Genomic DNA, 27,000 nt, shown 5'->3' with positions numbered 1-27,000 from the left:
GTGAGCGAACCGGTACAGCTCGCGGCTCATCGGGCACCGCTGCCCGATCAGCAGGACGCCGTCGCACAGACCGCGAGCACTCCGTCCAGGAGACAGGCGGCCACACCGGCCACCACCACGACACCGAAGTCCGGCAAGGCCCGTGACGCGTTCTACGACAACGCCAAGTATTTGGCGATCGTCCTGGTCGCGATGGGCCACTCCTGGGAGCCGCTGCGCAGTGGAAGCCGGGCGGCCGCCGCCCTGTACATGATCGTGTACACATTCCACATGCCGGCGTTCATCGTGATCTCCGGCTACTTCTCGCGGTCGTTCGACGCGAGCCCTGCTCGGCTGAAGCGGCTGATCACGGGCGTGGCGGTGCCCTATGTGGTGTTCGAGATCGTCTACACGCTCTTCAAGCGGTACGCCGGTGACGATCCGGGATACGACTTCAGCCTCCTCGACCCCTGGTATCTGACCTGGTTCCTGGTGTCGTTGTTCGTGTGGCGGCTGAGCACGCCGATCTGGAAGACGATCCGCTGGCCGCTGCCGGTGGCGCTCGCCATCGCGGCGCTCGCCTCCGTCTCCCCCAGCATCGGCGACGACCTGGACATGCAGCGCCTGCTGCAGTTCCTGCCCTTCTTCGTCCTCGGCCTGTGCCTGAAGCCGGAGCACTTCCAGCTGGTGCGCCGCAAGGAGGCGCGGATCATCGCGGTGCCGGTCTTCGCGGCCGCGCTGCTGTTCGCGTACTGGGCGGCGCCGCGGATGACCGCGGCGTGGACGTACCACCGGGACAGTGCCCAGGAGTTGGGCGCGCCCGGCTGGACCGGGATCGTCATGACCCTGGCCATGTTCGGCTGTTCGGTGATTCTCACGGCGTGCTTCTTCGCGTGGGTACCGGGCCGGAAGCTCTGGTTCACGGCGCTCGGCGCGGGCACCCTGTACGGCTACCTGCTGCACGGCTTCGTCGCCAAGGGGTCCCGTTTCTGGGACTGGTACGAGGCGGACTGGCTGCACACGCCGTGGGGGCAGGTCCTGGTGACGCTGCTCGCGGCGAGCCTGATCACCGTGTTGTGCACGCCGCCCGTGCAGCGGATGTTCCGGTTTGTGATGGAGCCCAAGATGGAGTGGGCGTTCAAGAGGGATGCGGCGAAGGTGGCCAAGGGGCGGTAGCCGCTTGTTGTTCGCCCGGCGACATGGTTGCGGTCGCGGGGCTCCGCCCCGGGCCCCGCGCCTCAAGCGCCGGCGGAGCTTTAAAAGATCGGGGCTCCGCCCCGGACCCCGCTGCTCAAACGCCGCAGGGGCTTGATGTATCAGGCCGACGCCTTCTTGCGAGGCGTCGGCTTTTTCTTTGTCGAGGCCGACTTCTTGGCCGCGGTGGTCTTCTTCGCCGAGGCCGTCTTCTTCGCGGGGGTCGACTTGTTGGCGGTGGCCTTCTTCGCGGACGTGGTCTTCTCGGCGGGCGCCTTCTTGGCGGCCGTGCCCTTCTTGGCGGCGGCCTTCTTCGTACGAGAAGCCGTGCGGGAACGTGATGCCAGGTCCGTTACCTCGGCGACGTCCTCGTCCTCGTTCCTCGCCTTCTTGGCCGCACGGACGCTGCTCTCCAGTGCCGACATGAGGTCGATGACCTTGCCGCCTCCGTCGCCCGACTTCTTGGGGGGCTCCGCCGGTTCCGTGCCGGAGGCCTTCGACTCGATCATCTCCTCCACGGCGTCCCGATAGTCGTCGTGCAGGGAGTCCATGTCGACCTCGCCGAGCGTGTCCATCAGGGCGTCCGCCAGGTCGAGTTCGGCGTCGCGGACCGTGACGTGCGAGTCGGGGGCGGCGTCCTCGGGGGCCCGGATCTCGTCCGGCCAGAGCAGCCCGTGCATCGCGATGACGTCGTCGACGACCCGCAGCATCCCGAGCCGCTCCCGGCCGCGCAGCGCGAACTTGGCGATGGCCACCTTGTTGCTGCGCTTGAGCGCCTCGCGCAGCAGCGTGTACGGCTTGGCGGCCGGGACGCCGTTGGCCTGGAGGTAGTACGCCGTGCCCATCTGGAGCGGGTCGATCCGCTCGGCCGGCACGAAGGAGACGATCTCGATGGTCCTGGCCGTCGGGATCGGGAGCTGGGCGAGGTCGTCCTCGGTGATCGGGATGATCGAGCCGTCGGCGTCCTGGTACCCCTTGCCGATCTCGTCGTTCGCGACCTCTTTGTCCTCCAGCTCGCACACCTTGTGATAGCGGATGCGGCCGCCGTTCTTTGGGGGACAGCAAGTTGTTGCGTGTCGTAGCACTGCAACGCGTCGTTGAAGGTCTCGGCGCGGTTCTCAGGGGGTGTTGCTCCGCTGCGGACTGTGGCGATCCGTCGCGAGGCAAGGAGCATTGGGATGCGGGCATTTGCCATTCGTCTGCCGTCCGGTACTGCGTACTGGACAGTGGTTGACGATGAGCTCCAGGTCGTGGAAGTAGCCGACCGCTTTCTGAGGAAGCTGCGACTGAACCAGGGGCGGGCGGAGTCGACGACGAAATCGTACGCTGGCTCGATCGCAATATTCATGCGCTGGTGCGATGACACAGGGCGAGACTGGCGCACAGCCGCTAGTGATCTGAGTTCCTTCATTCTCTGGCTGAAGTGGAAGGCTGCTGATTCGAAAAAGGCTCCTACCGCAATCCCCGGCCCTGGGGCTGAGGCAGTCCGGGGGGCTCGTCGAATCAACGGCGTACTAGTGGCCGTACGAGGTTTCCTCTCCCACGCGGTCACTGAGCGCGACGTCCCTGGCTGGGTACTGGAACAGCTCTACCAACTCGGGGATAGTCGAGATCTTCCCGTTCAAGCTCAGGCTGAGGACGGAAGGTTCCGGTATCGCTTGAAGGCTCAGCACCGACTTCCCGAAGCCGAGAGCGAGGTGGACCGAGCCAGCGATGAGGAGATCGTTGCGATGTTTCGGGCCTGTCGTTCGGCTCGGGATCGGCTCATGGTTCTGTTGCTGTCTCGAGTCGGTCTGCGTCGCGGCCAGGCGGCAGGGCTACGGCGTTGCGATGTTCATCTCCTGATGGACTCCGCGGCTCTGGGATGTCGGGCCGAGGGTGCTCATCTCCATATCGTGCGACGCCAGAACCCAAATGAGGCCTGGTCGAAGTCTCGCCGCACAGTGGTGCTGCCCGTTGACTTCCTAGTGGTCCAAGCCTTCGATCAGTATGCGCTGGAGAGGCACGAGGTACTGGGCACTGCGGGAAGCGATTTCGTCCTGGTCAATTTATTCCGGAACCCTCTGGGTTCACCTGTCACTCCTGACGCCGTCGGTGAGACTGTGGAATCGCTTGCTCTTCGGGCACAGCTCAGCCGGAAGATCGCACCGCACATGATGCGCCATGCCATGGCCAGCAACGTCGCTGACTCTGGCGGTTCCCTGGATGAGATCCAGATGCTTCTTGGGCAGAAGAATCCAGAATCTGCCAGACCGTATCTCCACCCTTCACCTTCCCGCCTCCGGGCCGCAGTTGAACGTGTCCCTTCACCAAGGGAGGAGTTCTAATGTCTGTTGGCACGGCCCAGGCCCTCCTTCAACTTGATGTGGGAAAAGACCGCCTGACAGTAGATCTACTACACGCGCTGGACGACGATTTCCTCTCGCTTCTTGAATGGTCGGCGGAGCTGCGGGTCCTGGTCTTCCCAACCGATCACCCACAACTAGGTTCTCCATGCTGTCGGGTTAAGGGCTGCCAGCAGAGCAGTTCCGCAAGAGGGATGTGCTCAGGCTGCCGGCTGCGTTGGCGGAGCGAGGGTAAGCCTCCTCTGGAAGAATTTGCCGAGCGGGACCATTCACATGGCCGCACACACGGGGTCGAGGACTGCTCAGTACCTGATTGCGAGCGCCCCTTCACTTCCTGGCGGCGGCCACTCTGCACGAGTCATCTGCACCAGGCCAAGCAGCTAGGGATTCCGCTGGATGATTTCCCGGCTTCGGGGGAAGCGGCTCCCCTGCCTGGGTTTGGCCTCTGCCTGGTTGCCGCCTGCTATCGAAAGAGAGACAGCAGGACTTCGGACTACTGCCATGCCCATCGCGTCCGTTGGTATCACACAGTCAAGCGCAAGCCGGCCTCCGTGGACGCCGAACAGAGGTGGCGCCGAACCACCGGTCCGGTTACGGGAAACAATGAGGTCAGCCTTCGAGGACTTCCTGACCGGGTCGTCGCTGAAATTCTCTACGGAGTGCAGTCGCGAACCAGAGAGGGCCTGCACACCCTCCACCTCTCCCTCCGCAACCTGACAAACCGGGCAAGGGAGTTGGAGGTCTCCTCACTCGCCGAGCTTGACGCAAGCCACCTATCTCGTGCGATCTACGGACTCTGCCGAACCATGGTCACCTATGCTGGCCAGCTCGGGCGGACGCCCGAGAGCGAGCGAGCGAAGGACATCTGGGAAGGTTCGGTCTTCGGACACAGCGGCCGCCTCCACTTCACCGAAATCCATCAAGGTTGGCTGAAGAACGCAGCGAAAGACTGGGCGTTTGTCTATCTCCCTCAGCGTCGAGGCAGCAAAGCCATCGGAACGGTTCAAGAGATCCTGCGGGCATTTGGGATGCTCTCGGAGAGCCTTCGCCTGCAGCGAGATGATCGTGGACAGGACATTCATGCGCTCGGCCGTCAGGACATGACGGCGTTCGTGAACCGGCTGGCCTACTTGCAGCACACCGGAGCCATCTCAGCCCACAAGCATGTCAACGTCTGCCGCTTCGTGGTCCGCCACTTGGGCCGAATGCGATCGCTGGGCATGACGCGCCCCGGCAATCCACTGCACGGGTTGCCCGATGACTTCACATTGTTTCCCGAAGACATCCCGGATGATTGGGAGGATACGGAGGCGGGGAGAGATCTCCCCTTGCAGGTCATGCGGGAGCTCTGCGCTCACCTGCAGTCTTTGGAATACCGCGGGCCGCAGGGCCAACTAAACCGGGTCGCGGTGGAGTTACTGGTCGACACTGGTCGACGGCCCCAGGAGATCTGCGAGTTGCGATGGGATTGCCTTAAGCAGGATTCCGACGGCCAGCACGTGCTGATCTACGACAACTACAAGTCAAACCGAAAAGGCCGCCGTCTGCCGATCTCGCAGTCCACGGCTGGAGTCATCGTCCAACAGCAGGAGCGAACTCGGATCGAGTTCCCTTCAACTCCCGTCGAAAAGTTGATGCTTCTACCGACAAGGAGGGCCAACCCGCACGGCTGCAAGCCAATCACTAGTGGCTGGCTCTCCACCCGGCATCGCGAGTGGGTCCAGTCTCTTCCTGATTTCCATGTCCCGACTCCCGTTGAAGTCGATGGGCTCACGGTGACGAAGATGCTGCCGTTCGACAAGTCCAAGGTATTCCCCTACGCATATCGGCACACCTACTGTCAGCGCCATGCGGACGCCGGGGTCCCTGTGGATGTCTTGCGCGACCTAATGGACCATCGACGCCTTGACACAACCCAGGCCTACTACCGCGTCGGTGAGAAGCGAAGGCGCGAGGCCGTGGACCGCGTCACCACCATGCAGTTCGACAAGAACGGCACACGTGTCTGGCGGCAGGCAAAGGCGGTTCTTGATTCAGAGCATGCCCGCCGCGCAGTCGGCGAGATCGCCGTTCCTTACGGAGTTTGCACCGAGCCGGCCAACGTCGCTGCCGACGGCCAGGATTGCCCTGTCAGATTTCGCTGCGTGGGCTGCGGACACTTCCGCACCGATGTTTCCTACCTGCCGGATCTAGAGGCATACCTTGCAGACTTGCTCCGGAATCGCGAGCGACTCACGGCGGCCATAGATGCTGATGAATGGGCCAGGAAAGAGGCCATGCCCTCAGACGAGGAGATCAGCCGGGTCAGACGCTTGATCCAGCAAGTGAAGGACGGACTGGACGACTTGGACGAAGACCAGAGAGTCCTGATCGATGAGGCAGTGGCGGTAGTTCGCCGCGGTCGTCAGAGCGTGCTTCTAGGTATGCCGCGAGTACGGCAACCTCTGCCGGACATTCGGATGCCGAGGTCTGCATGAGTGCAATGAGTGACGGCCGAGAGTCGGCGACCACTCGTCGTCGACAACGGGTAATCGGAGCGATCAATGCTGCCATCAGCCACGGGGAAGAGGTGACGGTTTCTGCCATCGCGCGGACGGCCAGAGTCGACCGGTCCTTCCTCTATCGGCATCGTGACCTCTTGGAACGTGTGCATTCAGTCGCCGTCGCCCCCTCTGCCTCCGACGGGTTTGCCGCTGTCACCCGGGCGTCGCTGCAAGCAGACCTGGCTAATGCCCTTGAGCGTAACGCCCGGCTCGCACTTCAAGTGCGCCGCCTAGAGAAGAGACTCTCAGAGATCTTGGGGAACCAGATTTGGCACGAATCAGGGCTGGGGTCCCCTATCGACGTCGATCAGTTGCAGCGGCAGATCGTCACTCTCGAACAACAGGTAGTCGACCAAACCAGTCAGCTCGACGAACGCGCCGAGGAACTGCAAGCTGCCAGAGCGGCAAACCGTGAACTGACCCGTGCCCTCAACCACGGACCTCGTTAGACCATGCCAAGTGTCGTTGCAGCTCACTCCGGAATAGCCTGGAAACCCAGGAGAGGAGCACGGTATGCGGGCGACCTGGAAGGGAGCCATATCCTTCGGACTGGTCACGATTCCAGTCCAGCTCTTCGCGGCGACCGAGGAACACGACATCCCTCTTCGGCAAGTTCACGCCGAGGACGGGAGTCGCGTTCGCCTACGGCGGTTCTGCGAAGCAGAAGACAAGGAGATCCCCTACGAGGAGATCGCTAAAGGGTATGAGGCCCCCGACGGGAGCATGATCACTCTCACCGACAGCGACCTCGCTGACCTGCCCTTGCCTAGCAAGAAGGTCATCGACGTATTGGCCTTCGTGGACGCCGGCAGTATCGATCCGCTGATGTTTTCCAAGGCCTACTACGTCGGCTCGTCGGACCGCGCGGCAACGAAGCCCTACGCACTCCTCCGGGATGCTTTGACGGAATCCAATCAGGTGGCGGTCACCAAAATCGCTCTGCGCTCTCGGGAAGCCCTAGCAGTGCTGAGAGTCCACGACAACACTCTGGTGCTTCAGACCTGCCTTTGGCCAGACGAAGTTCGCTCGACTGAAGGAGTCGCGCCCGAGGACAACGTGACTGTCCGTCCACAAGAGCTCAAGATGGCTCGTTCACTTATGGACACCCTCTCGCAGGACTTCGACCTCTCATCTCTCCACGACGAGTATCAAGAAGCCCTTCAACAGGTCGTCGAGGCCAAACTCCAAGGGGTAGAGCCGCCTCACGAGGCCGAAGCTGCCCCGGCAACCGGCAAGGTCATTGACCTCATGGCGGCGCTGGAGAACAGCGTTCGAGCCGCCAAGGAATCCCGCAGCGATGAGCATTCGCGAGACGCCGAAGTTCGTCCCTTGTCGGCCCGGAAGACCGCGAAGAAGTCCGCGGACAAGAAGGCTGCACCCGCCCGCAAGGCCACCGGCACAGCGGCCAAGAAGGCCACAACCTCACCCAAGGCCACCGGCGGCAAGAAGTCGACGGCGAGCACGAAGAAGGCCGCAGCCAAGAAGACACCTGCGAAGAAGGCCACCTCTAAGAAGGCCTCCTAACGCAGAAGCTCGCACAACACCTGTCGCATCACTCCTTTGGGCTTCCAGGGCGGTGACCTGCGAAGACGCCACGAGCCACGATGAGACACCCTTCATACCCCCAGAGAACCCATGTCCTCCAGGTGGATCTGGCGGAAGGAGATCGAGTGGTTCTCGGTGGCGTTGACCAGCTTGATCGGGATGCTGACCAGGCCGAAGGAGATGGCGCCGTTCCATATGGAGCGCACGGTGGGCCTCCCGGTTCGCGTCGCCAATGAACGACATAGCAGACATAGCGGGCTGGATTGCCAGAGTATTACCGTATGGCGCCCATCACAGAAGTGGAGGGGCGGCGGCTCACGCTCAGCAATCTGGACAAGGTGCTGTATCCGGACTCCGGGTTCACCAAGGGCGAGCTGCTGCACTACTACGCGACGGCCGCGGAGGCCCTGCTCCCGCATCTGCGGGACCGTCCCGTCTCCTTCCTGCGCTTTCCCGACGGGCCCGGGGGCCAGCAGTTCTTCGCCAAGAACGTGCCACCGGGGTCACCCTCCTGGGTGAAGACGGCGGAGGTGCGGCGCTCGGACGGGGTCGCGCGGCAGGTCCTCGTCCAGGATCTGCCGACGCTGATGTGGGCGGCGAACCTGGTCGCCGAGTTCCATACGCCGCAGTGGCGGGTGGACGCGCCCGGCTTGGCGGACCGGCTGGTTTTCGACCTGGATCCCGGGGCGCCGGCCGACATCGTGCAGTGCTGCCAGGTGGCCGGGTGGCTGCGGGAGCGGTTGGCGCGGGACGGGCTCGAGGCGTACGCGAAGACCTCCGGGTCGAAGGGGCTGCATCTGCTCGTGCCGCTGGTGCCCACGGCGGCCGAGCGGGTCAGTGCGTATGCGAAGGGACTCGCGCGGGAGGCGGAGGCGGCCTTGCCGGGGCTCGTGGTGCATCGGATGGCGCGGAGTCTGCGGGGCGGGAAGGTGTTCGTCGACCACAGTCAGAACTCGGCCGCGAAGACGACGGCGGCGGCCTATACGTTGCGGGCGAGGGCCTTGCCGGCCGTTTCGGCGCCGGTGACGTGGGGGGAGGTGGAGGGGTGTGGTGCTGCGGGGGATCTGGTTTTTGTCGCGGGGGATGTGGGGGCGCGGCTGGAGCGGTACGGGGATTTGCTCGGGGGGTTGTTCGACGGTGAGCGGGCGGGGGTGCTGCCGTGAACGCGGATGGCGTTGCGGTCGCGGGGCGCTGCCCCGGACCCCGCTGGCTCTCGTCACAAGAGCGGGGCTTGAAAGACCGCCTCAAACGCCGGCGGGGCTTGAAAGCCCAACCGCCGGCGGGCTTGAGATGGCTCGATCGGCGGCGGGGCTTGAAAGAAGGTGCCGGGTCACACCCGGGTCCACGTCGCCCTGGCCCTCGCCATCATGTGGAGTGCCTCGACGTCTGCGGGTTTGAGGAGGCCGGCCGTGTGGGCCAGGGGTGGGAGGGTCGTGGTGGTGAGGATGTGGGTGTCGCGGGGTGGGGGTGTCGCCTCCACGGATGACGGGTCCACCAGGATGAGGGCCGCGCGGACCTCCGCGGTGAGGGCGAAGGAGGCGCGGGAGGCGTCGGCGCGGGCGCGGCGCAGGAGGGGCTGCGGTTCGCCGCGGCCGATCGTCACCCAGGGGTCGCCGACCCGCACCCGTCGCTTGCGCACAGGCAGTACGTGCAGCGCGAACAGGCCGCCGGGGCCGATCAGCAGATGGTGGATGTGGGATCCGCCGGGCAGCGGCACCGAGTGCAGCACCCGCCAGCCCGCCGCCTCGAACCCGTCGAGGACCTCGCCCACCCGCGCCTGCGCGGCGAGCGCCGTGCGCCGCGGGTCGGCGCGCAGCCGGCGCTGCGGGCCAGGGTCGCGGTCCAAGGAGATGACGAGGGCCTCGCCCGGCCGGTTCGGCGCGAGGTCGTCGTCGGGGTGGAGGGTGAGCCCGGCCAGTTCGGCGGGGGTCGGCACCGGGGGCGGTCCGACGGTGACCTGGCCGGCGATGAACGGGCGGAGTACGTCGAGCACCTCCGCCCGCCGGATCTCGCTGAGCAGGTTCACCCGGCCCGCGTCCCGGTCATACCAGGCGACGTTCGCGCCGTCGTCCCCGCACACGTAGAGCCACTCCTGACCGTTCCGCCAGGTCGGTATGACGCGCAGTCCGCTCATGCCCCATCACCCCACGACCATGGGAGCAGCAAGCCCGCCGCAGGGCAAGAAGCCCGCAGGCCCGGCATGATGACCATCGCGACCCGTTCAACCCGGCAGGCAGGAGTGCAGTGAAGACAGCGCCCGGGCGCCTCGGCCGGTCCGTGCTCGCCGTGCCCGCCGCCGCGCTGCTCTGGGCGTGCGCCGGCTGCGGGGACCAGGGCGGCCCTCAGAGCGCGGGCCCGACGCCGACGGCCGTCGGCCCGGAGCGTCTGTGGCCCACGCTGCCGCCCGCGACCCGCGCCGCCGACGACTACGGCGCCGGGGAGACGGCCGTGGTCAAGGGCGTCGAGGTGCCCGGCGGGAAGCTGCGCGAGGTCGCCCCGGCGAAGATCGTGCGGGCCCGCGTCACCGCCGCGCCCGACGACTACAAGGACATCGCGAAGGACGTCGCGGCGGACTGTCCGGCGGCCGGAGAGGCGTCCGAGAGCTGTCCCGTGCTCGGCGGGTACTACCGGGATCTGACCGGCGACGGCGAGGACGATCTGCTCGTCGCCGTGCGCGCCCCGCACCGCCAGGCGTACTTGCAGGCGTACACGTACCGCGGCGGGAAGCTGACCCAGATCATGGACGACAAGGACGCCGTCATCAACGTGCATCTGGCGGGCCGGAGCATCGTGGTGCGCGCCGCCGCCGACCTGTCCGGGTACGAGTACCGCACGTCCTGGTCGTACGACGGCCACCAGAAGGCGATGCTGCCGACCCGCGACGAGATCCTGCGCACCGGGTCCACGCACACTCCTGCCGTGCCGTCACCGAGCCGCTCATGAGTCCGCGCGCGCTGCGGCTGCCGGTCTGGACCGCCTCCCTGACGTGGAAGGCGATGGTCTTCATCACCGTGATGTGCTGTGCGCTCGCCGCGCTGCTCGGCGTCCTCGTGCACGTCTCGGTCACCGATCAGACGACGGGTCAGGCCCGCGAACGCGCGCTCACCCTCCTGAAGTCCACCACCAAGCGGTACGAGGCCGGGAGCAGGCTCGCCGCGGGCGCGGGCCTCGATCCGCCGGGCCTGCCCGCCGAGTTGCGCGCCCTCGCCGCGCGCGGGGAGCGCGGCACGATGGTCGCGGCGCACCCGGAGCGGCCGACGATGTGGGCGGCGGGCCCGGCGGCCGGCGGCCGGGCCCTCGCGGTGCGGGTCGACTTCGCGCAGGGCCGGCGCACCATCGACGGGCTCGACGGGGCGATCCTCACCTCGTCGGCGCTCGCGATCGGGGCGACGCTGCTGGTCGGCGCGTTCGCCGTGACCCGTGTGACGCGGCGCCTGCACGCGACGGCGCGGGTGGCGCGCAGGATCAGCGCGGGCGACATGGACGCGCGCGTCGACGACCGCCGGACGAAGGATCCGGGGCGACGCCAGGACGAGGTGGCCGATGTCGCGGGCGCGCTCGACAGCATGGCCGGTTCGCTGCAGGCCCGGATCCTGACCGAGCAGCGGTTCACCGCCGATGTCGCGCACGAGCTGCGCACGCCGCTGACCGGGCTGCACGCCGCCGCCGAGCTGCTGCCGCCGGGCCGGCCCACGGAGCTGGTGCGGGACCGGGTCGCCGCGCTGCGCACGCTCACCGAGGACCTCCTTGAGATCTCGCGGCTCGACGCGCGCAGCGAGCGCCTCGATCTGGACGAGAACCGGATCGGGCCGGTGGCCGAGCGGGTGGTGCGGGCGTCCGGCACCCCGACCGAGGTCCAACTCGTCCGGGACGTCTGTGTGCTGACGGACCGTCGGCGCCTGGAGCGGGTCCTCGGCAACCTCGTGGCGAACGCGCACCTGCACGGCGCGGCGCCGGTCACGCTGACCGTGGAGGGGCCGGTGATCACGGTGCGCGACCACGGCGCGGGCTATCCCGGCTACCTCGTGGAGCACGGGCCGCAGCGTTTCCGCACGGAGGGCGGGGCCCGCGGGCACGGTCTCGGGCTGACCATCGCGCTCGGGCAGGCCGAAGTCCTGGGCGCACGGCTGGAGTTCGGGAACGCGTCGGACGGTGGCGCGGTGGCGACGTTGACACTTCCGTACGAGGAGACCGGGCCCGAGGGTTCGTAGCGGAGAGTAACCTTTTGCGCGCTCTGCGTGCCGCTTTTAGTGTGAAAGCGGGCATTCAAGGCGCCCTTCTCGCTCCCTCTCACCCCTCTCCCCCACCTCAGGAGTCTCGTATGTCGCTCGCCATCCGCCTCGGCACAGGCGTCGCCGCAGCAGCAGCCCTCGTCGCCACCAGCGCCCTCCCCGCCGTTGCCCAGAGCAGCTCGCCCGGCGGCGACAATCCGCCGGTCTACAAGGGCCGCGTCATCGCGAAGTCCGGGCTGCTGCTGCGCGACGCCCCGGCCCGCGGCGCCAGGGTCGTCCGCTCCGAGCCGTACCACGCGATCGTCCCGATCTTCTGCAAGACCTCGGGCGACAACGTCGGCGGGAACTCGTACTGGTACCTGCTCACCGACGGCACGTGGGCGTGGGGTTCGGCGAAGTACATCGAGAACATCGGCGCCGTGCCGCGCTGGTGCTGACATGAGCTGATATCGGGGTCTTGCTTGCTACGTTCCCGGTATGACCGGATCGTCGGGTACATCGGGAACCAGCACCCGCCCCTCGGTGCCCGCCGTCCGGGTCCCCCGGCGCCGCGGCACCGAACTGGCCCTGCTCGTCGTTGCCGTGCTGCTCAGCGTCTACGGATACATCGACGTCGGGCTCGCCAAGGACGACAGGGTCCCGGGCGGGGCGCTCGGCTACGGCGCCGGGCTCGGGGCGCTCGCGCTCGTCGCGCACCTCGTGGTCCGCTTCCGCGCCCCGTACGCCGATCCGCTGGTGCTGCCGATCGCCGTCCTGCTCAACGGACTCGGCCTGGTGCTGATCTGGCGGCTCGACCAGGAGACCCCGGGCGACCAGGCGGCGCCCACCCAGCTGATCTGGTCGACGCTCGGCGTGGCCCTGTTCATCCTCACCGTGCTGTTCCTGCGCGACCACCGGGCGCTTCAGCGATACGCGTACATCTGCGTGGTCACGGCCCTGGTGCTGATGATCCTGCCGATCTTCTTCCCCGCCGTGAACGGTGCCCGGATCTGGATCCGGATCGGCAGCTTCTCCATCCAGCCGGGCGAGTTCGCCAAGGTCCTGCTCGCGATCTTCTTCGCCAGCTATCTCGCGGCGAACCGGCACGCGCTGGCGTACACCGGCAAACGGATCTGGCGGTTCCAGCTGCCGACGATGCGGGTGTTCGCGCCGATCCTGGTGATCTGGCTGATGACCGTCGGCGTCCTTGTCCTGGAGACCGACCTCGGCACCTCGCTGCTGTTCTTCGGCCTGTTCGTGATCATGCTCTACGTCGCGACGGGCCGCGGCAGCTGGATCGCCATCGGGCTCGTCCTCGCGGCCGCCGGAGCGTTCCTCGTGGCCTCCTTCGAGCCGCATGTGCACAGCCGCGTCGAGGACTGGCTGCACCCCTTCGCCTCCATCGACGCCGGTCAGGGCGCCAGCCAGCTCGCGCAGTCGCTGTTCGCGTTCGCGGCGGGCGGCATGCTCGGCACCGGGCTCGGCCTCGGCCACTCGTACCTGATCGGCTTCGCCGCCAAGTCGGACTTCATCCTGGCAACGGCCGGCGAGGAGCTGGGGCTCGCCGGGCTCACCGCGATCTTCCTGCTGTACGCGCTGCTCGTGGAGCGCGGCTACCGGGCGGGGCTCGCGCTGCGCGATCCGTTCGGCCGGCTGCTCTCCATCGGGCTCGCCTCGATCGTCGCGCTCCAGGTCTTCGTCATCGCGGGCGGCGTGATGGGGCTCATCCCGCTCACCGGCATGGCGATGCCGTTCCTCGCGCAGGGCGGCTCGTCCCTCGTCACCAACTGGATCATCGTCGCGATCATCATCCGGGTCAGCGACCGGGCCCGGAGCCAGCTGCTGCCCGAGTCCCCAGGGAGCGCCCAGGACCCCGTGGAGGGCGCCAAGTGACCAAGTACATCCGCCGGGCCTCGGTGTTCTGCCTGATCCTGCTGATCGCGCTGCTCATCAACGCGGCCCGGGTCCAGTTCTTCCAGGCCGACAAGTTCGACGACAACTCGGCCAACCGCCGCACCACGATCCAGCGTTACGGGCAGCCGCGCGGCGACATCCTCGTCCAGGGCAAGTCGGTCACCGGCTCCAAGGACACCGGGGAGTCGCTGCGCTACGAGCGGACGTACAAGAACGGGCCGCTGTACGCCCCCGTCACCGGCTACGCCTCGCAGACGTACGGCACGACGTTCGTGGAGAGCGCCGAGGACGACATCCTCTCCGGCGCCGACCCGATGCTCTCCCCCATCCCGTTCTGGAACGAGATCTCGCGCTCCCAGGAACCCGGCGGCAACGTGAAGACCACCATCAACGCCCGCGCGCAGCAGGCCGCGTACTCCGGGCTCGGCGGCAAGAAGGGCGCGGTCGCGGCGATCGACCCGTCGACCGGGAAGATCCTGGCGCTGGTCTCCACCCCGTCGTACGACCCCGGGCGGATCGCGGGCACCGACTCCTCCTCGACCGAGGCGTGGGCCGCGCTGAACAAGTCGGAGGAGCAGCCGATGCTCAACCGGGCGCTGCGCCAGACGTATCCGCCGGGCTCCACGTTCAAGGTGGTCACGGCGGCCGCGGCCCTGGAGAACAGCGTGGTGGACGGCATCGACGAGTCGACCGACACCCCGTCCCCGTACACCCTGCCGGGCACGACGACGCAGCTGACCAACGAGTCCGCGTCGGCCGCCTGCAAGGACGCGACGCTCGAATACGCGCTGCGGGTCTCCTGCAACACCGTGTTCGCCAACCTCGGGGTGCAGACCGGGCTCTCGGACATGGTGAAGATGTCGGAGAACTTCGGCTTCAACGACAGCGGGATCAAGGTCCCGATGGCGGCCGCCAAGTCGAACTTCGACACCGACATGAACGATTCGCAGCTGGCGCTCTCCTCGATCGGCCAGTACGACACCGCCGCGACGCCGCTGCAGATGGCGATGGTGTCCTCGGCCATCGCCAACGGTGGCGCGCTGATGCGGCCGCATCTCGTGGACAAGACCACGTCGAGTGACGGGGACACGGTCTCGGAGACCGGCTCCGACACGTACAAGCAGGTCATGTCTCCGTACACGGCCACTCAGTTGCAGACGATGATGGAGGACGTCGTCTCCGAGGGGACCGGTACCGGGGCGAAGATTTCGGGTGCGACGGTGGGGGGGAAGACGGGGACGGCGCAGCATGGTGAGAACAATGAGGGGACGCCGTATGCGTGGTTCATCTCCTACGCCAAGGAGAAGGACGCGTCTGCGCCGGGGGTCGCGGTGGCCGTGGTGGTCGAGGACGCGTCTGCGAACCGTGACGACATCAGTGGTGGAGGCAGCGCGGCGCCTATCGCCCGCGCGGTGATGGAGGCGGTGCTCGGGTCGTCCGACGGTTGAGCTGAAGCGGCGGCGTGGTCACGGGGCTCTGCCCCGGGCCCCGCGCCTCAATCGCCGGCGGGGCTTGAAAGACCGCCGGCGGGGCTTGAATTGGGCTTGGTCAGGTTGATTTGCCCGCCTCGACGGCCTCCTCCACCTCCGACACCCGTTCCCGCTCCTCCGCGGCGAAGCGGTCCGCGTCGAGCTTTTCGGCGATTTCCTCGTCCTGGGCCATGAGTTGGTCGAGGTTGGAGTTGCCCATGTCGAAGACGCCCATGTCGACGTAGGCCTGTTGCAGGCGCTTGCCCCACAGGCCGATGTCCTTGACGCACGGGACGATCCGGGAGAACAGCAACTGCCGGAACATGGCGAGGAATTCGGACTGCTCCGTGTACTTCTCCGCGTCGGCCTTGGGGATGCCGAAGTTCTCCAGGACCTCGATGCCGCGCAGCCGATCGCGCATCAGGTAGCAGCCCTCGATGACGAAGTCCTCGCGCTCGCGCAGTTCGGCGTCGGAGAGCTGCTTGTAGTAGTCGCGCAGCGCCATCCGCCCGAAGGCGACGTGGCGGGCCTCGTCCTGCATCACGTACGCGAGGATCTGCTTGGGCAGCGGCTTGTCCGTGGTGTCGCGGAGCAGGCCGAAGGCGGCGAGGGCGAGGCCCTCGATGAGGACCTGCATGCCCAGGTACGGCATGTCCCAGCGGGAGTCGCGGAGCGTGTCGCCGAGCAGGGACTGCAGGTTGTCGTTGATCGGGTACAGCATCCCGAGCTTCTCGTGCAGGAAGCGGCCGTAGATCTCCGCGTGCCGCGCCTCGTCCATGGTCTGCGTCGCCGAGTAGAACTTGGCGTCGAGGTCGGGGACGGACTCCACGATCCGCGCGGCGCACACCATCGCGCCCTGTTCGCCGTGCAGGAACTGGCTGAACTGCCAGGAGGCGGAGTGCTTGCGCAGTTCGGCCTTGTCCTTGTCGGTCATCTTCGCCCAGTAGGGCGTGTTGTAGAGGGCCAGCGCGTCGTCGGGGGTGCCGAGGGGGTCGTAGGGGTCGACCTCCAGGTCCCAGTCGATGCGCTTGGCGCCGTCCCACTGCTTGTCCTTGCCCTTTTGGTAGAGGGAGAGGAGGCGGTCGCGCCCGTCGTCGTATTCCCAGCTGAGGCGAGCCGAACTGGCGGACGGTACTTGCCAGTTGGACCCGTTCGGGGCCTTGGTGTACAGCTCATGCGTCGCCATGCTGGCAGGCTCACACGGTGGTAGACGCGCGGTCAACAAGTCGTGCGGAGTCCTGCGCAAGGGATTGACGGGCTTGCTGACGCGCAGTCTCATAAGAATCGATACAGGCGTGACCGCTGGTAACCCGTACGACGAGGTGGGGACAGCCATGACGACCATGACGGAAGCCGACGCGCTCGCGGGACTGCGCGACGCGCTCGGTCTGCTCAAGGACCGGGAGCAGGTGGCCGAGCGGCTGCTCGCCTCCTCCGCCAAGCACTCCTTCGACCCGGACAAGGAGCTGGACTGGGACGCTCCCTTCGAGGAGGGCAAGTGGTTCTGGCCGCCCGAGCTGGTGTCCCTGTACGGCACGCCGCTGTGGAAGCGGATGGGCGAGGAACAGCGGATCCGGCTGTCGCAGCACGAGGCTGCGGCCCTGGCCTCGCTCGGCATCTGGTTCGAGCTGATCCTGATGCAGCTGCTCGTGCGGCACGTGTACGACAAGGCGGCGACGAGCGCGCACGTGCGCTACGCGCTGACCGAGATCGAGGACGAGTGCCGGCACTCGAAGATGTTCGCGCGGCTGATCTCGCGCGGGGACACGCCCTGGTACCCGGTGGGCCGCGCCCACCAGAACCTGGGCCGCCTCTTCAAGACCATCTCCACCACGCCCGGTTCGTTCACGGCGACGCTGCTCGGCGAGGAGGTCCTCGACTGGATGCAGCGCCTGACGTTCCCCGACGAGCGCGTGCAGACGCTGGTCCGCGGCGTGACGCGCATCCACGTCGTGGAGGAGGCACGCCATGTCCGGTACGCGCGCGAGGAGTTGCGGCGCCAGATGATGACGGCGCCGCGCTGGTCGCAGGAGTTCACGCGCGTCACATCGGGCGAGTTCGCCCGCGTCTTCTCCGTGGCGTTCATCAACCCCCAGGTGTACGAGAACGTGGGCCTGGACAAGCGGGAGGCCATGGCCCAGGTCAAGGCCAGCGGCCACCGCCGCGAGGTCATGCAGACCGGCGCCAAGCGCCTGACGGACTTCCTCGACGACATCGGCGTCCTGCGCGGCGTCGGCCGCCAGATGTGGCGGTCCTCGGGACTTCTGGCCTAGTCGGCGGGGTCGACGTGCCGGTTACGCTCGGAGGTATGACCTCGGCCACCGGTACGCCCGCCTACAAACGGCTCAGCGTCGAGGAGCGGCGGGCGCAGTTGCTCGAAGCGGCGCTGTCGTTGTTCGCGCACCGGGCTCCGGAAGACGTTTCGCTCGACGATGTGGCGGAGGCCGCCGGGGTGTCGCGGCCCCTCGTGTACCGCTACTTCCCGGGCGGCAAGCAGCAGTTGTACGAGGCCGCGCTGCGCTCCGCGGCCGACGACCTGGAGCAGTGCTTCGCCGAGCCCCCGGAGGGCCCGCTCACCGCGCGCCTGACCCGCGCGCTCGACCGTTACCTGGGCTTCGTCGACCAGCACGACATGGGCTTCGCGGCGCTGCTCCAGGGCGGCAGCGTGGCGGAGACCTCCCGTACGACGGCGATCGTGGACGGGGTGCGGCGGGCCGCGGCCGAGCACATCCTCAGCCACCTCGGCCAGGCGGCGCCGGGACCGCGCCTGCGGATGACCGTCCGCATGTGGATCACGGCGGTGGAGGCCGCCTCGCTGATCTGGCTCGACGAGGACAAGCAGCCACCGCTGGACGAGCTGCGGGACGGCCTCGTCGACCAGTTCCTGGCGGTCCTGACGGCGACGGCGGGCCGAGACCCGCAGACCGCGGACGTGGTGCGGTACGCGCTCGCGATGGAGTCACGGGAGGGCCTCGTGGGGGAACTGGCGCGGCGGGTGCTGCCGGTGGTGAGCGATGCGGCGCATCTGCTGTGAGCCGCTCCGCGTGACCGTTGCACTGGGCCCTGCGTGACACTGGTGGCGTGAAGAGCGAAGACATCCCCTTTGCCGGCGGGCCCCTCGACGGCCGGGTGCTGCCCGTGTTCGTGACCGCCACCGGGAATCCGCCCAAGGTGTACAAGGTGCCGGTGCCGGACGCCGGCGGGGGCCCGGACACCGTGCTCGTGTACGTGCGGGAGGCCACGCCCGGCGGGAAGCGGATGCGGCTCCTGGCGAAGTGGCGGTACGTGTTCGCGCCGGACGGGAAGGTCGAGCGGACCGTCAGGTGGCCGTGGTCGAGGAACCGGTCGCCGCAGGCGTAAAGGCGGCGCGCCGGGTGGGCACCGGACGGGTGGCCTGGTTGCGCCGAAGCGAGCAGCCCGGCGCGTGGGCGGCGCGCCTTTCTGTTCCTGTTGACGGTGTGGGGCACAGACGTTGTCCCGCACCGGAGGTGATCAGGTGTCAGGCAGGCTGGTGCGGTGGGCGTGCACGGCGGCCGTCACGGGGGCGCTGCTCACGCCGCTGCCCGCGAGCGCGGCCCCCGGCCCCGAGCCGCGTCCGGGACCCGGCGGGACGCGATCCGTCGCCGACCTCCTCACCGATCTCCAGGGCCTGTACCAGGACACCGAGGCGGCCACGGAGACGTACAACGCGACGGAGGAGGCGCTCAAGGAGCGCCGCAAAGCGGCGGACGGCCTCGCGAAGAAGCTGGCCGCCGCGCGGTCGTCGCTGCACAGCAGCCGCACCGACGCCGGGCGGCTCGCGCGCGAGCAGTACCAGGGGCGCAGCGAGTTCTCCCCGTACCTGCGCCTCCTCCTCGCGCGCGATCCGCAGCGGGCGCTCGACGAGGGTCATGTGGTGCGGCGGGCCGCGCGGGAGCGGCAGGCCACCGTGGAGCGGCTCACGGGCCGGGAGAAGAAGGCCGACGCGCTGGCTACGAAGGCGCGGGGCGCGCTGGACGAGCAGCTGCGGCTCGCGGACCGGCAGAAGAAGGAGCGGGACGCCGTGCAGGACCGGCTGAAGGAGGTCGAGGAGCTGCTCGCCTCCCTCACCGCCGACCAACTCGCCGATGTGGCACGCCTGGAGGCGGCGGGGACGTCGCGGGCGCAGCAGACGTTCATGGCGTCGGGGGCGCTCAGTTCGACGGGCAGGGCGCCGTCGAAGGCGGGTGACGAGGCGCTCTCCTACGCCGTCCGCCAGATCGGCAAGCCGTACGTCTGGGGCGCGGAGGGCCCCGACTCCTTCGACTGCTCGGGCCTCACGTCGCAGGCCTGGGCCCACGCCGGGCAGTTGATTCCGCGAACCTCACAGGAACAGTGGGCGTCCCTGCCACACATCCCCATGTCGGAGCTGCGCCCCGGCGACCTGGTCATCTACTTCCCCAAGGCCACGCACGTGGCGATGTACCTGGGCGAAGGCAAGGTGGTACAGGCCCCGCGCCCCGGCACCCGCGTCAAGGTCTCCCCCATCGCGGCGAACCCCCTCCTCGGAGCGGTCCGCCCGGACCCCGGGTCGTCACCGATGTCCGGCTACCGCGCCCCGACCCTGCCCGAGGGGGCAAAGGCCGGGGCCGGCACGGGGTACGGGGCGGCGGGTGCACCGACGGGTTGAGCCCCTGCGGCGGGTAAGCCATTCAAGCCCCTGCGGCGATTGAGCAGCGGGGTCCGGGGCGGAGCCCCGAGACCGCAACGCCGTCGCCCCGACACGCGGCACCGGAGGACCACCACCCGCAGACCCGCGGAGCGGTTACGCGCCCGTGAGCGAGTCCAGATACGCCCCCGTCTTCGCCGGGTCGTAGAAGAAGTTCTCGAAGTCGGACGGATCGTTGAACCCGTTCGCGAACCGGTCGGCCACCGGCTGGAACTGCATCCCCGCACCGATCAGGTTCAGAACATGCTCCGGCGGCGCCTGCAGCATCGTGTTCGTCCACTTCGTGACATGCTGCGCCGTCTCCCAGTACCGGTCGAACGCCGACCGCATCCAGTCCTCGTCGAACGGCTTGTCACCGTGCTCGACGATGGACGCGAGGTACGACGCCGCGCACTTGGAGGCCGAGTTGGAGCCCTGCCCCGTGATCGGGTCGTTCGCCACGACCACGTCCGCCACACCGAGCACCGCACCGCCGGAGGGCAACCGGCCGATGGGGTTGCGCACGGTCGGGGCGTAACGCCCGGCCAGCGTGCCGTTCGCGTCCGTCAGCTCGACCTTCGTGGCGCGCGCGTACTCCCACGGCGTGAACTTCTCCATCAGCTCCAGCGTCAGCGCGAGGTGCTCGGAGGGGTCCTTGACGCCCTTGAACGCATCCAGCGGACCGCCGGGGATGCCCTCCCAGAACAGGATGTCCGCGCGGCCGGAGGTGGTGAGCGTGGGCATCACGAAGAGTTCGCCGACGCCGGGCACCAGGTTGCAGCGCACCGCGTCGAAGTCCGGGTGCTCGGGGCGGACGCCCATCCCGTGGACGTAGGCGACGGCGAGGGCCCGCTGCGGCTCGGCGTACGGGGACCGCGACGCGTCCCGGCCGAACATCGAGACCAGCTCGCCCTTGCCCGCCGAGACCAGCACCAGGTCGTACGTACGCGAGAAGTAGTCGAGGTCGGAGACCGCCGCGCCGTGGATGACGAGCTGCCCGCCGCGCTGCGCGAACGTCTCCATCCAGCCGGCCATCTTCACGCGCTGGTCGACGGACTGCGCGAAGCCGTCGAGCCTGCCCACCCAGTCGATGGCGCGCTGCGTGGGGCCGGGGTCGTGCGAGCCCGGGGCGGCGACCGAGACGCCGAGGCCCTCGATCCGCGGGGCCTGCGACTCCCAGAAGTTGAGCTGGAGGTCACGCTCGTACTGGAGCGCCGTGTGGAACATGCACTGCGTCGACATGACCCGCCCGGAACGGATCTCGTCGGCGGTGCGGTTGGACATCAGGGTGACCTCGTACCCCTGGGTCTGCAGGCCGAGGGCGAGCTGGAGGCCGGACTGGCCGGCTCCCACGACGAGTATCTTCCGCGACATATGAGACTGCCTTAACTGCCGTAACTAGTGTGTGAGGGGCGGATCTTGACCACTGTGCGGGTCCGGTGCCGCCGTGCGGACACGGCGGCGCGCGACTACTCGGGGGTCGCGTCCAGGGCGTGGCCGACCAGCGTCAGGAGCGTCTCGACCGCCGCGATGCGGCGCCGCGCATCCATGATCAGCACCGGAACGTGCGGCGGCACGGTGAGCGCCTCCCGTACGTCGTCGGGCGCGAACTCCGTCGTACCGTCGAAGTGGTTGACCGCCACGACGTAGGGAAGTCCGCAGCTCTCGAAGTAGTCGAGCGCCGGGAAGCAGTCCTTCAGGCGGCGGGTGTCGGCGAGCACGACCGCGCCGATCGCGCCGCGCACCAGGTCGTCCCACATGAACCAGAACCGCTGCTGCCCCGGCGTGCCGAACAGGTACAGGACCAGGTCGTCGTCGAGCGTGATGCGGCCGAAGTCCATGGCGACCGTGGTCGTCGTCTTGCCCGGCGTCGCGGTGAGGTCGTCGGTCTCCTCGCTCGCCTGGGTCATCAGCGCCTCGGTCTCGAGGGGCTGGATCTCGGACACGGCGGAGACCAGGGTCGTCTTGCCGACGCCGAAGCCGCCCGCCACGATGATCTTCGTGGCGACGGGGGCCCGGGTCCTGTCGGTCTGCCAGGCCTGCAACTGCTCCTCTTCCATGGGCAGTTCGTCGAGCAGTTCAGAGGCGGCGGAGTCCACTCAACACCCTTTCGAGGAGTGCCCGGTCCGGCTGTCCGGGGCCGTGGCCTGTTCCGTATACACGGATCTTTCCCTGGTCGGCGAGGTCGCTGAGCAGCACGCGCACCACGCCGAGCGGCATCTTGAGCAGCGCGGCGATCTCCGCGACCGTGCGCATGCGACGGCACAGCGCGACGATGGCGCGCATCTCCGGCATGATGCCGGCGAGCCCGCCCTTCCCCAGCTCGGGACGGTCCTCAGGACCCTCGATCGCCGCGGTGCTGGAGATGAACGTCTCGACGAGCAGCACATGGCCGAAGCGGGTGCGGCCGCCGGTCAGCGAGTAGGGGCGGACGCGGGCGGGCCTGCGGTCGCCACCGCGCACGGGAAGCCTGCTCGCGCCGTACGCCCTGCTCGTTCCGTTCGTACTGTGTGCACTGCCTGAAGTGCCCGGGGTCATCGGGTGGCCTCCATCGACTGGCGCAGTTCGCTGCGGAGTTCGGGCGTCAGGACGTGCCCGGCACGGCCGACGAAGAGCGCCATGTGGTACGCGATGACGCCCATGTCGCAGTCCGCGGACGCGTGCACGCCGAGCAGGGAGCCGTCGCTGATCGACATGACGAAGAGGCTCCCCTCGTCCATCGCGACCATCGTCTGCTTGATGCCGCCGCCGTCCATCAGCTTGGCGGCGCCGATGGTCAGCGAACCGAGCCCGGCCACGATGGCCGCCAGGTCGGCGCTCGACCCTTTGGGTCCCGTGCTCGGGTCGTTCGCCGGGGCCGCGTCGTGCCGACCCGGGTCGGAGGAGAGCAGGAGCAGCCCGTCGGACGAGACGACCGCGATGGACTGCAGGCCTGGCACCTCCTCGACCAGGTCGGTCAGCAGCCAGTGCAGATTGCGTGCCTCGCTACTGAGACCGTTCATTCCCTTGGGTCCGTTGAGTGCAGGGGTGGGCGCAGTCAACTGCTTGCCTCCTCGGCTGTGTCCCCCTCGGATTCACTGCTACGTCCCGGGTTCTCGGCGAACTCCGCCGTCACGTCACGACGGCCCGCGGTGGCGCCGCGGTGGAACCCACCGAGCTTGCGGCGCAGCGCCTCCGCGTCCACGGAGCTGGCGCGCGGCTTCGGGGCGGAGGCGGGGGCGGCCACCTTCGGGGTGCGCTTGGGCAGCCCCTTGGCGGTGACGCGCTCGGCCGGCTCGGGCTCCGGCTCGGCCTCCCGTTCGGGCAGCTGGTCGGGCTGCTCGGGGTGTCCGGCGGGGCCGTCCTGCTCATCGCGGGGCGCGCGCGGGTGCGGCAGCTCGGCGACGGGTTCGGGGGTGGGCTCCGGCTCCGGCTCCGGCTCCGGCTCCGGGTCGACGGGCTCCGGCTCCGGCTTCGGCTCCGGCGGGACCGGTGTGCTCAGCTCCATGGTCGTTTCCGCGGGGGTCTCCGCGGGAGACTCCACGGGCGGCTCGACCACGTCGGCGGCCTCGACCACGTCGGCGGCCTCGACCGCGTCGGCCGACTCGCGCACGGCCTGCTCGGCCGCCTCGATCAGCGGGTCGCCGTACTCCGGAAGCTGCTGCTCCGGCTCCGTACGCCCGTACAGCTCATTGGAGTTGGCCTCCGCCTCGGAGCCCGCGAGGCGGACCGCGGGCGCGGCGCCGGGCACCAGGACGGCGGGCGGCACCGAGGCGGCGGGCGCGGAGGCGAAGAGCGAGGCGGGCAGCACGGCGACCGCCGCCACCCCGCCCTGCTTCTGCTCGCGCAGCCGTACGCGCACGCCGTGCCGCACCGCGAGCCGCGCGACGACGTAGAGGCCGAGCCCGAACCCGTCGACGTCCTCGGGGTCGTGCGCCTCCTCGACGGCGAAGGAGGAGAGCCGCGTGTTCAGCTCGCGCATCCGCTCGTCGGTCATCCCTATGCCCTCGTCCTGGACGGAGAGCATGACCGAGCCGCTCTCCAGGAGCCAGCCTGAGACCTCGACGGAGGCGTCCGGCGGCGAGAACGACGTGGCGTTCTCCAGGAGTTCGGCGATGAGGTGGCTGAGGTCGTCGGCGGCGAATCCGGCGATGTGGGCGTGCGGCGGCAGCGCGGCGATCCGCACCCGCTCGTAGCGCTCGATCTCGGAGACGGCGGCGCGCACCATGTCGACGAGCGCCACCGAGCCCCCGTGCTGCGGCCCGCGCTCGGTGCCCGCGAGGACGAGGAGGTTCTCGCTGTGCCGCCGCATGACGGTGGCGGAGTGGTCGAGCTTGTAGAGCGTGGCGAGCCGGTCCGGGTCCTGCTCGCGCTCCTCCAGGCCCTCGATGATGCCGAGTTGGCGCTCGACGAGCCCGAGGGTGCGCAGCGCCAGATTGACGAACGTCCCGTGGATCGAGTGCTTGACCCGGTCCAGCTTGCCGGCGGTGTCGCGGAGTTCGCCGCGCAGCCGGTCCCGCTCGTCGGCCATCCGCTGGCGCTCGCCGACGAGGTGCTTGCGGTCGGTCTCCAGGGTGCCGAGGCGTCCGTGCAGCCCGACGGCGTGCGCGTGCAGGGCGTTGATCGAGTCGACGACCTGGGCGAACTCGTCGTTGCGCCCCTTGTACTTGACCGGTTCCTGGACGGCGGGGTCGCCCGCGACGCGCGCGGAACCGATCCGCAGCGCGGCGAGCGGGTGGGTCAGCGAGCGGGCCGTCGCCATGGCCACGCCGACGGCGACGAGCAGGCAGAAACCGACGAGCGCGATCCTGATCTCGAGCGCCGTGACGTCGTCGTCGCGGAGCTGCTCCAGGCGCTTGACCCGCTGGTCCCCGAGCGCGGCCTCGGCGCCCCGCATGAGGTCGATCCGGGCGGTGAGGGCGGCCTCGACGCTCTTGGGGTTGTAGCGCAGCTCGGCCGCGCTGAGCGTCGGGGCGTCGGCGAGGTGCTTCAGGTACGTCTCGGCGCGGGCGGCGTCCGGGCCGGTGACCGTGGAGTCGTACGCACCGACGGCCGCGGTCGTCCCCGAGTCGTGGAAGTCGTCGAGCGCGGCCTGCTCGCGCACCCTGGCCCGCTGGCCGGCGGCGCTGAGCGCGTCGCGCTGCCCGTCGGCGGTGGAGGACTCGCCGACGACCGGCTCACGCAGCCCGGTGGCCGGGTTGACCTGAGTCGTCGTGGTGCGCGGCACGGCGAGCGCGGCGAGCAGCAGGCCGCGCGCGGCGGACGCCTGCTCGACGGCGCGGTCCAGGTCCGCGAGGGCGTACGCCCCGGAGCCGGCGCGCACGGGTATGCGCTCCGCCAGATCCTCTGCGCGCGCGTGCAGTTCACCGATGGAGCGCGAGTACGCGGTGTGCGCCTCCAGGGCGGAGCCCTTGCCGGTGAGGGCGGAGCGGCGCACGGCGGCGACGTCGTCGAGGGTGCGGCGCAGCGGGGCGGGCGCGTCCACGCGCAGCTCGTCGACCTGCCGGTCGACGCGGGCTCCGCGCTCCTCGCTCAGCCCCTGCCCCTTGGAGCGGCCGGCTGCGATGAACCGGGTGACCTCGTCCCGCTCGTCCGCGAGCGCGTGCGACAGGGCGAGCGAGCGCTGCGTCTGCTGGGCGTCGTCGACGAGGGTCTGCGACGTGCCCACGCGATCGGAGGCGCCGACGATCACCGGCGCCCCGGCACCGACGACAGCCGCGGCAACGACAGCCACCGCCACGATCAAGCGATTCCGGACGCGGGCGGGCTTGCCCTTCACCTTCGGCCCCGCCACATTCAGCCCCGCCGGCGAACCATCAAGCCCCGCCGGCGATTGGGTCGCGGGGTCCGGGGCAGAGCCCCGAGTCGTCGACCCCGGTGCGGCCGCAGCGTCCGGACCGCCCGGCCCAATGGCCCCATTACCGCCGGAGGTGTTCCCCACTGGTGCTCGCATTCCTGACTCGTCCTACAGCATGGGCCCGGGTGACGCTGCGTCAACACTCGTGACCCTCCTGGCCTGGCCCCTGACCCTCCCAGTGCCGGTGAGCAGGGGGCGCTCATCACCGAGCCCGCCACCCGAAGGAGTGAACATCGAGCGGGAGTTGGGGAGCAAGTTCCCGTGTGGCGATCACCCTCCGTCAACCGCGCGCCGGTTGGACGTCTTCGGCGGCCTTTGGCAGGATGCCCCGCCACACCACCGACGGAAGTGATCATTCCGCGCAATCCCGGCGCCCAGAGGGCCCCTTCGGGGCACTGCGCGATCCGCCCGGAATCCCCACCGGTCGAACCCGGCCCAACTCGTGGCGCGCCACCACCCCGTGATGGCACCTCATGCAGACTGACGGCATGCGCATCGAACTGACCACCGAGCCGGGCGCTACCGGACGACCCAACGAGGACTACGTATCGGTTGCCGCACCGGCCGCCGGGCACGGCGGTTCGCTCGTCGTGCTCGATGGGGTCACCCCTCCGGCCACCGACGCCGGCTGCCTGCACTCCGTGCCGTGGTTCACCGCCCGGCTCGGCGGCGCGCTGGCCGAACTGTCCGTTTCGCGGCGGGACATGAGCCTGGCCGACGCCCTCAGCGCGGCGATCACCCGGACCGCCGACGCCCATCGCGACACGTGTGACCTTTCTCACCCGCGTACTCCGCAGGCAACCATCGTGATCGCTCGCTGGGACGCGGAGCGGGTGGAGCATCTGGTGCTCTCCGACTCGGCGTTGCTCGTCGAGGCCCCCGACGGAGCGGTCACGCCGCTGCTCGACGACCGTCTCGACCGGGTCCCGCGCGCCAACCTCGTATCGAACGAGGTGGCCGACGCCACGGTGCGCAACAAGGAGGGCGGCTTCTTCACCGCCGCCGCGGATCCATCGGTCGCACGGCGCGCGGTGACCGGCACGCTCCCCCGGGCCGAGGTGCGGGCGCTCGCCGCGATGACCGACGGCGTGACGCGCTGGGTGGAGAAGTTCCGCGAGGGCGACTGGGCGGACCTGTTCACCCTCGTACGCAAGGAGGGCGCGGAGGCGGTGGTGTCCCGGGTCCGCGCCCTGGAGGACGCGGACGCGGAGACCCGCACGTACCTGCGCCGCAGCAAAACCCACGACGACGCGACCTTGGCTTACGTAGAGCTCGGTTAAGCCCCGCTCTTGTGACGA

23 protein-coding genes and 2 pseudogenes are annotated in these 27,000 nt (G+C 68.8%); 16 read left to right on the top strand and 9 right to left on the bottom strand.

Features of this window, described 5'->3' with window-relative positions; genetic code table 11:
* The gene (locus ABT004_RS16185) at nucleotides 1–1,155 is read left to right on the top strand and encodes an acyltransferase family protein (protein ID WP_351336654.1); all 1,155 of its coding nucleotides are present in this window, start codon (nucleotides 1–3) and stop codon (nucleotides 1,153–1,155) included.
* A gap of 140 nt (nucleotides 1,156–1,295) precedes the next feature.
* On the opposite strand, the pseudogene ku (ABT004_RS16180) reads toward ABT004_RS16185, so the two are convergent.
* Nucleotides 1,296–2,222: pseudogene (gene ku / locus ABT004_RS16180) on the bottom strand (non-homologous end joining protein Ku); the annotation flags it as partial.
* Nucleotides 2,223–2,351: 129 nt separating this feature from the next.
* Between ku (ABT004_RS16180) and ABT004_RS16175 the strand changes: the two are divergent.
* From ABT004_RS16175 to ku (ABT004_RS16160), 4 genes are all read left to right on the top strand, one after another.
* Nucleotides 2,352–3,500: a tyrosine-type recombinase/integrase gene (locus ABT004_RS16175; RefSeq protein ID WP_351336651.1), complete on the top strand. Its 1,149-nt coding sequence runs from the start codon at nucleotides 2,352–2,354 to the stop codon at nucleotides 3,498–3,500.
* A gap of 824 nt (nucleotides 3,501–4,324) precedes the next feature.
* Complete coding sequence (locus ABT004_RS16170) at nucleotides 4,325–5,995, top strand: tyrosine-type recombinase/integrase (protein WP_351336649.1); 1,671 nt, start codon at nucleotides 4,325–4,327, stop codon at nucleotides 5,993–5,995.
* Between the two features lie 5 nt (nucleotides 5,996–6,000).
* Nucleotides 6,001–6,510 (top strand): DUF6262 family protein, encoded by a 510-nt coding sequence (locus ABT004_RS16165; RefSeq protein ID WP_351336646.1) that lies wholly within the window; start codon nucleotides 6,001–6,003, stop codon nucleotides 6,508–6,510.
* A 64-nt stretch (nucleotides 6,511–6,574) separates the two neighbouring features.
* The gene (ku, locus tag ABT004_RS16160; RefSeq protein ID WP_351336644.1) at nucleotides 6,575–7,585 is read left to right on the top strand and encodes a non-homologous end joining protein Ku; all 1,011 of its coding nucleotides are present in this window, start codon (nucleotides 6,575–6,577) and stop codon (nucleotides 7,583–7,585) included.
* Between the two features lie 101 nt (nucleotides 7,586–7,686).
* On the opposite strand, the pseudogene ABT004_RS36400 reads toward ku (ABT004_RS16160), so the two are convergent.
* A pseudogene (locus tag ABT004_RS36400) lies at nucleotides 7,687–7,812 on the bottom strand (non-homologous end joining protein Ku); the annotation flags it as partial.
* Nucleotides 7,813–7,887: 75 nt separating this feature from the next.
* Between ABT004_RS36400 and ligD the strand changes: the two are divergent.
* Nucleotides 7,888–8,769: a non-homologous end-joining DNA ligase gene (gene ligD, locus ABT004_RS16150; RefSeq protein ID WP_351336641.1), complete on the top strand. Its 882-nt coding sequence runs from the start codon at nucleotides 7,888–7,890 to the stop codon at nucleotides 8,767–8,769.
* A 167-nt stretch (nucleotides 8,770–8,936) separates the two neighbouring features.
* Here ligD and ABT004_RS16145 read toward each other — a convergent pair whose 3' ends face one another.
* Nucleotides 8,937–9,740 carry a nuclease-related domain-containing protein gene (locus ABT004_RS16145; protein WP_351336638.1) on the bottom strand — a complete coding sequence of 268 codons (804 nt, stop codon included), beginning with the start codon at nucleotides 9,738–9,740 and terminating at the stop codon, nucleotides 8,937–8,939.
* Nucleotides 9,741–9,850: 110 nt separating this feature from the next.
* Here ABT004_RS16145 and ABT004_RS16140 point away from each other — a divergent pair, with 110 nt between their 5' ends.
* The 5 genes from ABT004_RS16140 (at nucleotide 9,851) to ABT004_RS16120 (ending at nucleotide 15,179) form a co-directional block, all read left to right on the top strand.
* On the top strand, nucleotides 9,851–10,549 hold the full coding sequence (locus ABT004_RS16140) for a hypothetical protein (RefSeq protein WP_351336635.1): 699 nt from the start codon (nucleotides 9,851–9,853) through the stop codon (nucleotides 10,547–10,549).
* Nucleotides 10,546–11,817, top strand: a complete 1,272-nt coding sequence (locus ABT004_RS16135) for an ATP-binding protein (protein WP_351336633.1) — start codon at nucleotides 10,546–10,548, stop codon at nucleotides 11,815–11,817. The genes ABT004_RS16140 and ABT004_RS16135 overlap by 4 nt, the downstream gene beginning before the upstream one ends.
* A gap of 110 nt (nucleotides 11,818–11,927) precedes the next feature.
* Complete coding sequence (locus tag ABT004_RS16130) at nucleotides 11,928–12,275, top strand: SH3 domain-containing protein (protein ID WP_351336631.1); 348 nt, start codon at nucleotides 11,928–11,930, stop codon at nucleotides 12,273–12,275.
* Nucleotides 12,276–12,315: 40 nt separating this feature from the next.
* Nucleotides 12,316–13,710: an FtsW/RodA/SpoVE family cell cycle protein gene (locus tag ABT004_RS16125; protein ID WP_351336628.1), complete on the top strand. Its 1,395-nt coding sequence runs from the start codon at nucleotides 12,316–12,318 to the stop codon at nucleotides 13,708–13,710.
* On the top strand, nucleotides 13,707–15,179 hold the full coding sequence (locus ABT004_RS16120; protein WP_351336627.1) for a peptidoglycan D,D-transpeptidase FtsI family protein: 1,473 nt from the start codon (nucleotides 13,707–13,709) through the stop codon (nucleotides 15,177–15,179). The genes ABT004_RS16125 and ABT004_RS16120 overlap by 4 nt, the downstream gene beginning before the upstream one ends.
* A 100-nt stretch (nucleotides 15,180–15,279) precedes the next feature.
* Here the strand turns inward: ABT004_RS16120 and ABT004_RS16115 are convergent, their stop codons facing one another.
* Nucleotides 15,280–16,386, bottom strand: a complete 1,107-nt coding sequence (locus tag ABT004_RS16115) for a ferritin-like domain-containing protein (RefSeq protein ID WP_351336625.1) — start codon at nucleotides 16,384–16,386, stop codon at nucleotides 15,280–15,282.
* A gap of 148 nt (nucleotides 16,387–16,534) precedes the next feature.
* On the opposite strand from ABT004_RS16115, the gene ABT004_RS16110 reads away from it, so the two are divergent.
* The 4 genes from ABT004_RS16110 (at nucleotide 16,535) to ABT004_RS16095 (ending at nucleotide 19,848) form a co-directional block, all read left to right on the top strand.
* On the top strand, nucleotides 16,535–17,473 hold the full coding sequence (locus ABT004_RS16110; protein WP_351336623.1) for an AurF N-oxygenase family protein: 939 nt from the start codon (nucleotides 16,535–16,537) through the stop codon (nucleotides 17,471–17,473).
* A gap of 35 nt (nucleotides 17,474–17,508) precedes the next feature.
* Nucleotides 17,509–18,234 carry a TetR/AcrR family transcriptional regulator gene (locus ABT004_RS16105; RefSeq protein ID WP_351336620.1) on the top strand — a complete coding sequence of 242 codons (726 nt, stop codon included), beginning with the start codon at nucleotides 17,509–17,511 and terminating at the stop codon, nucleotides 18,232–18,234.
* 47 nt (nucleotides 18,235–18,281) lie between these two features.
* On the top strand, nucleotides 18,282–18,560 hold the full coding sequence (locus ABT004_RS16100) for a DUF8847 domain-containing protein (protein ID WP_351336618.1): 279 nt from the start codon (nucleotides 18,282–18,284) through the stop codon (nucleotides 18,558–18,560).
* A gap of 136 nt (nucleotides 18,561–18,696) precedes the next feature.
* Nucleotides 18,697–19,848 (top strand): C40 family peptidase, encoded by a 1,152-nt coding sequence (locus tag ABT004_RS16095; protein ID WP_351336615.1) that lies wholly within the window; start codon nucleotides 18,697–18,699, stop codon nucleotides 19,846–19,848.
* A gap of 135 nt (nucleotides 19,849–19,983) precedes the next feature.
* On the opposite strand, the gene ABT004_RS16090 is transcribed toward ABT004_RS16095, so the two are convergent.
* The 5 genes from ABT004_RS16090 to ABT004_RS16070 all read right to left on the bottom strand — a co-directional run bounded on the left by ABT004_RS16090 (nucleotide 19,984) and on the right by ABT004_RS16070 (nucleotide 25,798).
* Nucleotides 19,984–21,240, bottom strand: coding sequence for a styrene monooxygenase/indole monooxygenase family protein (locus tag ABT004_RS16090; RefSeq protein WP_351336612.1), 1,257 nt, complete (start codon nucleotides 21,238–21,240; stop codon nucleotides 19,984–19,986).
* A 95-nt stretch (nucleotides 21,241–21,335) separates the two neighbouring features.
* Nucleotides 21,336–21,926, bottom strand: coding sequence for a GTP-binding protein (locus ABT004_RS16085; protein ID WP_351336719.1), 591 nt, complete (start codon nucleotides 21,924–21,926; stop codon nucleotides 21,336–21,338).
* A gap of 19 nt (nucleotides 21,927–21,945) precedes the next feature.
* A complete protein-coding gene (locus ABT004_RS16080; RefSeq protein ID WP_351336609.1) occupies nucleotides 21,946–22,404 on the bottom strand; it encodes a DUF742 domain-containing protein in 459 nt (152 codons plus the stop codon).
* Complete coding sequence (locus tag ABT004_RS16075) at nucleotides 22,401–22,868, bottom strand: roadblock/LC7 domain-containing protein (protein ID WP_351336606.1); 468 nt, start codon at nucleotides 22,866–22,868, stop codon at nucleotides 22,401–22,403. The genes ABT004_RS16080 and ABT004_RS16075 overlap by 4 nt, the downstream gene beginning before the upstream one ends.
* A gap of 35 nt (nucleotides 22,869–22,903) precedes the next feature.
* The gene (locus tag ABT004_RS16070; protein WP_451190622.1) at nucleotides 22,904–25,798 is read right to left on the bottom strand and encodes a sensor histidine kinase; all 2,895 of its coding nucleotides are present in this window, start codon (nucleotides 25,796–25,798) and stop codon (nucleotides 22,904–22,906) included.
* A gap of 392 nt (nucleotides 25,799–26,190) precedes the next feature.
* On the opposite strand from ABT004_RS16070, the gene ABT004_RS16065 reads away from it, so the two are divergent.
* Nucleotides 26,191–26,982, top strand: a complete 792-nt coding sequence (locus tag ABT004_RS16065; RefSeq protein ID WP_351336600.1) for a protein phosphatase 2C domain-containing protein — start codon at nucleotides 26,191–26,193, stop codon at nucleotides 26,980–26,982.
* Nucleotides 26,983–27,000: the final 18 nt, after the last annotated feature.

It is taken from the genome of Streptomyces sp. NPDC002790 (assembly GCF_040295505.1).
Lineage (GTDB): Bacteria > Actinomycetota > Actinomycetes > Streptomycetales > Streptomycetaceae > Streptomyces.
This window is presented reverse-complemented; position numbering and strand designations above follow the sequence as displayed.